At 28.4% G+C, this 6,229-nt stretch carries 4 protein-coding genes; 2 read left to right on the top strand and 2 right to left on the bottom strand.

The features are described 5' to 3' along the window. Window positions 1–1,145: 1,145 nt before the first annotated feature. Both tetA(P) and tetB(P) read left to right on the top strand, forming a co-directional pair. Window positions 1,146–2,408 (top strand): tetracycline efflux MFS transporter TetA(P), encoded by a 1,263-nt coding sequence (gene tetA(P) / locus RSA29_RS18610; RefSeq protein WP_025162446.1) that lies wholly within the window; start codon window positions 1,146–1,148, stop codon window positions 2,406–2,408. Further along, a complete protein-coding gene (tetB(P), locus tag RSA29_RS18605; protein ID WP_023050237.1) occupies window positions 2,392–4,338 on the top strand; it encodes a tetracycline resistance ribosomal protection protein TetB(P) in 1,947 nt (648 codons plus the stop codon). The genes tetA(P) and tetB(P) overlap by 17 nt, the downstream gene beginning before the upstream one ends. Window positions 4,339–4,934: 596 nt before the next feature. On the opposite strand, the gene RSA29_RS18600 is transcribed toward tetB(P), so the two are convergent. Then, a complete protein-coding gene (locus RSA29_RS18600) occupies window positions 4,935–5,189 on the bottom strand; it encodes a Mor transcription activator family protein (protein WP_023050238.1) in 255 nt (84 codons plus the stop codon). A gap of 95 nt (window positions 5,190–5,284) precedes the next feature. Continuing rightward, window positions 5,285–6,085 carry a DUF2971 domain-containing protein gene (locus RSA29_RS18595; RefSeq protein WP_023050239.1) on the bottom strand — a complete coding sequence of 267 codons (801 nt, stop codon included), beginning with the start codon at window positions 6,083–6,085 and terminating at the stop codon, window positions 5,285–5,287. Between the last annotated feature and the right edge of the window lie 144 nt (window positions 6,086–6,229).

Below are 6,229 nucleotides of genomic sequence, written 5' to 3'. Positions count from 1 at the left end.
CAATGGTCAGGAAAATCCTTAGCGTTGTTATTCCGCGTTTTCCTGATGGGACCCCGAGTTAAAGATAAAAATAACTACTACTACAGCTATGCAAATCCCATACGCGAGATCCATATACTTTAATTTAAAGAAAACATCAAATATTGAGATTAATAAAAAAAATACTGCTGATAATATTTCAAGTGCTAATTGTTATTTTATAGTGTACTGTCTTTTAATCATAATAAATCCTCCTTTAAAGCTACATATATATAACTTTTAACTTCTTTAATAGGGGTAGCGTCAGGAAAATGTGCAATCCGTACGTTAAACAAAATTAAGCTAGTAATTTCAATGGTTGTAGCAATTTGAGTGTTTTATTAATAAACCACCAAAACGCATAGACTTATTTAATTTTAAAATAATTGTGATATAAGTCTATTGGGACACCTCGAAGTATTGATTTTACTTATTTTAGTTAATGTTCCAATAGGGCATACCTCATTAAAACATAGTATATAAATTATTCCTTAACGTAAGATTTCCGCGAAAATAGGACTCTACCCCTAATAAAGTTTCGATTAAATTTTGATAAATGTAAAAGTAAAAGCATTGACTAAAATTAAAAATTTATATATAATGTAATTATACTAAAATATAAACATGAAAAATATAAATGTAAAGGGGTTATAAATATGCGCAAAGAGGTAGTTTTTAACTAAACTAACTGAATAAGGATTATTTTAAAAAGTATATGAAAAAATCTTGAATAACTCAAGGTTTATTTGTGGTAGAATCAATTATTGATATTACCATGTTTGTTTGTGTACTCTAAAAATAATCAGTATTATAATGAGCATGTTACACCTCTATTTGCAGAATAGGAAAACTGTGTTCTAAACACGGTATTTTTATGTCTATTTTTGCTACATTTATAGATATGGTATAAGATTTTAATTTGAATAGCTTAATAATAAGCTATATAAATTAAAGTTCTATATTTCATGTTTATATTTAGGTTATATAATTATGAGGCTGTAAGTGAATTATATTCATTTACAGCCTTTTTTTATTTAAGGAGATTATTTTGATGATTTATATATTTAAATATGAAGATTATGAAAAACAAACAAATTTTTTAAGAAATATTAGGATGGTGATGATTAATGGTTAATAAACTTTCAGCATATAAAACTTATTTATTATTTTCAGCTATTACAGCAATGTGTTTTTCGCTAGTAGCTACAGTTATGATAGTGTATCACATTGAAACGGTGCATTTAAATCCACTTCAGCTTATACTTGTTGGAACTACTTTAGAAGTAGCATGCTTTATATTTGAAATTCCTACAGGCATAGTTGCAGATGTGTACAGTCGTAAACTATCTATTGTTATTGGTGTAGTTTTAACAGGAGTGGGATTTATTTTAGAAGGTTCTATTTCTAGTTTCGTTTTCATACTTGCAGCACAGATTATATGGGGATTAGGTTCTACTTTTATCAGTGGATCTGTTGAAGCTTGGATTGCGGAAGAAGAGAAAGATAAAGATTTGGATAAAATTTATATAAAGGGAGCACAAGCAGGACAGATAGGATCGGTTATTGGAATAGTACTAAGCACTGTAATAGCTAATTTCTCTGTAAGACTACCTATTATAGTTAGTGGAGTTTTATTTATAATTCTTGCATTATTTTTATGGTTATATATGCCAGAAAATAATTTTAAATCATCTGCTCCAGAGGATTTAAATACATTCAAAAAGATGGGATATACCTTTAAATCTGGTATTAAATTTATAAAAAGCAAACCTATAATTATAATTTTGCTTTCAGTAACTTTATTTTATGGATTATCCAGTGAAGGTTATGATAGACTTTCTAATGTGCATTTTTTACAAGATACTATGCTTCCTAAACTTGGAAACCTTAAATCAGTGACTTGGTTCGGAATTTTTGGAATTTCAGGAATGATATTGAGTGCTATAGTAATGCATTTTATGGCAAAAAAGCTTAAGGATGATGATAAGAATCAAAATGGAAAGCTGTTATTATGTATAAATATATTTTATATATCATTTATGTTCATATTTGCTATTACAAAAAGCTTTAACTTAATGCTAATAGCTTATTTAGCGACAAGTACCTTTAGAACTATAAATGAACCTATATTTAGTGCATGGCTTAATGGACATATAGATGACAAGGCCAGAGCTACTGTACTTTCTATAAATGGACAAATAAATTCCTTAGGTCAAATTTTAGGTGGACCAATTATAGGAATCATAGCTACAAATATTTCAGTAAGTATGGGTATAGCATGTACTTCGTTATTAGTAACACCGGTATTAGTGTTATATATTGTTGCTATGATAATGGATAAAAAGGTGGTTGATAGAGTTGGAGGTATTGATTATGAAGAAAATAATTAATATAGGAATCGTAGCACACGTGGATGCAGGAAAAACAACTATAACAGAAAACTTATTATATTATAGTGGAGCTATAAAATCAGTTGGAAGAGTTGATCTAGGCAATACACAGACGGATTCTATGGAGCTTGAACGTAAGAGAGGAATTACCATTAAATCGTCAACCATATCTTTTAATTGGAATAATGTTAAGGTTAATATTGTTGATACTCCAGGACATGTGGATTTTATTTCGGAAGTTGAACGTTCATTAAGTGGCTTAGATGGAGCAATACTAGTTATATCAGGAGTAGAGGGAATTCAGTCACAAACAAGAATATTATTTGACACATTAAAGGAGTTAAACATTCCAACAATAATTTTTGTAAATAAGCTAGATAGAATTGGTGCAAATTTCAATAAAGTATTTGAAGAGATAAAGAAGAATATGTCCAATAAAGTAGTTAGATTACAAGAAGTATATGATGCAGGAAGCAAAGCTGTTTATTTTGATACATGCATAATAAATGATGATGCTATTAATGTTTTATCAGACTTAGACGAAGCATTTTTAGAAAGATATATTGGTGGAATAGAACCTGATAAAGAAGAAATACAAGAAAAGCTTTCATTATATGCAAGGGAAGGAAGTCTATATCCAGTATTTTGTGGTGCTGCAGCAATTGGACTTGGAGTTGAAGATTTATTAGATGGAATTTGTAGTTATTTTCCATTTTCAGGTGATGATTGTGAAAGTGATTTATCTGGAGTAGTGTTTAAAATCGAAAGAGCAAGTAAAAATGAAAAGAAGGTTTATGTAAGATTATTTGGAGGAAAAATATCTGTAAGAGATAAAATTCAAGTACCTAATAAGGAGCTAGCAGAAAAAGTAAAGAAAATTAATAGGCTAGAAAATGGTGTAATTATTGAAGCACAGAGGATAGAAGCAGGGGATATAGGTATTTTATATGGACTTACAAGTTTCCAAGTGGGAGATGTTATTGGAATTTCAAATAATAAAATTAAAAATATATCTATAGCTAAACCAGCATTAAAAACAACAATTTCTGCAATTGATAAAGAAAAAAATCCAGAGCTATTTAAAGCATTAATATTACTTGCAGAGGAAGATCCACTACTAGAATTAGAGATGAATGACATGGATAAAGAAATTTATGTCAACTTATTCGGTGAAGTTCAAATGGAAATACTAAGTTCTATCTTAGATGATTTATATGGAATAAAAGTAGAGTTTTCGAATATTGAGACTATCTATAAGGAAACACCTAAAGGTTTTGGATCATCAATAATGCATATGCAGGAAGACTTAAATCCATTTTGGGCGACAGTAGGCTTAGAAATAGAACCAGCAGGGAGAGGCGAAGGTCTTAGGTATATTTCTAATGTTTCAGTAGGGTCATTGCCAAAATCTTTTCAAAATGCAATTGAAGAAGCAGTTATTAAGACAAGCAAACAAGGATTATTTGGATGGGAGGTTACAGATGTAAAAGTCACTCTTAGCTGTGGTGAATTTTTTAGTCCAGCCAGCACTCCAGCAGATTTTAGAAATGTGACACCTATGGTATTAATGGAAGCATTATATAAAGCACAAACTGTTTTATTAGAGCCATTACATGAGTTTGATTTAAGGATTCCTCAAAATGCTTTAAGTAAAGCGGTATGGGATTTAGAAACTATGAGGGCAACCTTTGATAATCCTATTGTTATAGGGGATGAATTCTCAATAAAGGGATTAATTCCAGTAGAAAATTCAAAAGAATATAAAATGAAAATAGCTTCATATACAGAAGGTAGGGGAATGTTTGTGACAAAATTTTATGGGTATAAGGAAGTTTCCGCTGGATTTGCAAAAGCACGCCAAAAAACAACTTATGATCCATTGAATAAAAAAGAGTATTTGCTTCATAAATTAAACGCAATTAGAGATTAAATTTAAATAGATAAGTTAAATTTTTATAGGCCAACCTGCGTTTTTTCTGCAAAATTGCACCAAAATTTGTTCAAATCTAGTAATACCAATTAGTACATAGATGATAAATTAATGCACTAATTGGTATATATGTTGAGAATGAAAGATTATTTGTATAATATTATAGGCCTAACTATCATATTCTCGAAAAAAAGCACCAAACATTATCTAAATCATTGAAATAGCTGTATTTTATGAAATTTCAATAATAATCAAATTTAAGACCTTGTTATCACTAATTAATGACAACAAGCAAGTGATTGTAATAAGTTTACTTGTTTCTATTTTTTTGAAACTTTACTTTTTAAAGTTAATCTTAAATTAATAGTTTTAAATTCTAAAATACGTTAACTTTACTTTTTTAGTAATTTACCAGTCTTTTTAATTATTCTCTTTAATTTTTTAATATTGTTATTTAGCTTGTTAACTTCTTAAAATAAAAAGAACTCCATATCTAAAAATAGATTATGGAGCTCTTTTTATTAGTATTTTGTTAAAAATCTAAAACTTTATTTAAGTCGTAATAATACAATTTAATTTCTAAAAATTCAACTTGATTATTTATTTTTCCGAATAATAGCTCTAACATAACTTTCAGACATTCTGTACTTACTCGCTAATTCCTTTACATTAAATCCATTGAACTCTTCTATAATATCTCTATCACGAGCTTCTTTATATATCATCTTTTCAGTAGGAAAATACACAGATGTCCCCCCAAATTCTTCAAATAACACCTTAGTTATATCTATTCCAACTCTCATAGCTATATTTTCAAATTGTGGAGGTAGATCACTCATTTTTAAATCCATAAAATATCCCCCTAAAATATATTTTATATGAATAATTCTACAAATAATCTAAATAACCTACTATATGTATATAATCTTTATCATTATTCTATATCTTACAATCTTGGCTCCCATATTAATTTAGCCTCTAATTTAAATTCATTTTGATTTAAATACATCTTATAAATTTTTATATTTTTACCTTTAGCAATATCCATTATTGATTTCTTAATTTGTTCATCCATATTACTTCCTAAGTAAATCGCTATAGGAGCTATAATATTACTTTGACTTACACATTTTTCCGCAGGTTTTACTAATCTCCATTCTTCTTCATAACTCCACTCTTTAGATTTAGTAAAAATTAATTTTAATTTATCATCTATATCGTTAGGCAAATCATTGCAGTATTTAACTGGTAAAGGCAGTGTAATTAATTCTTTCAACATTTTAAAATCATATTCTAAGCAAAACCCCTTATGCGAATTAGCATAATGACTCCACATTAAAATTGAATCATTCTTTTGAGAAAAACAACTTACTCGAAATGTGCTTCTCACTGTTTTTATAAAGTTCAAACGAGCTTCTTCATTTTTTTTGAAATTTTCTATAAATAATTCATCCTCTTCAATATTTGTTTCTGCTTTGCCAAATATTTTATCTATAGTACTTTTTCTATTCAATATAGTTTCTTTTAAGTCCTCAATTGAATTATCAAATAAAGCCCCACTTACAAATGTATCAAAGGGATCATTAAACCATAACTGTTCGTCTTTAAAATCATCTATAGAATTTTTATTACCAGATCTGTATTTGTACAGTGTCCTTGGTTTATTTGCAACTAAACTTCTATATGCTGTATCACGATCTACATTTTTATAATCCCAAAATAAAGTTCCTAAATCTAAGCTATCCATAAAAAACTCCCCCTTTAACAAACTCTTCTAATAATAAAAGTCCTACAGGACTAAAGTCCCCCAATACTAAGAGGACATTTCAGGCAACATTTAAAACTTTATCAAGAGGGTGAAATGACAGTAAAACAAATCTGTGAAATTACA

Origin of the sequence: Clostridium sp. (assembly GCF_036660475.1) — a bacterium.
GTDB lineage: Bacteria > Bacillota > Clostridia > Clostridiales > Clostridiaceae > Clostridium_J.
This window is presented reverse-complemented; position numbering and strand designations above follow the sequence as displayed.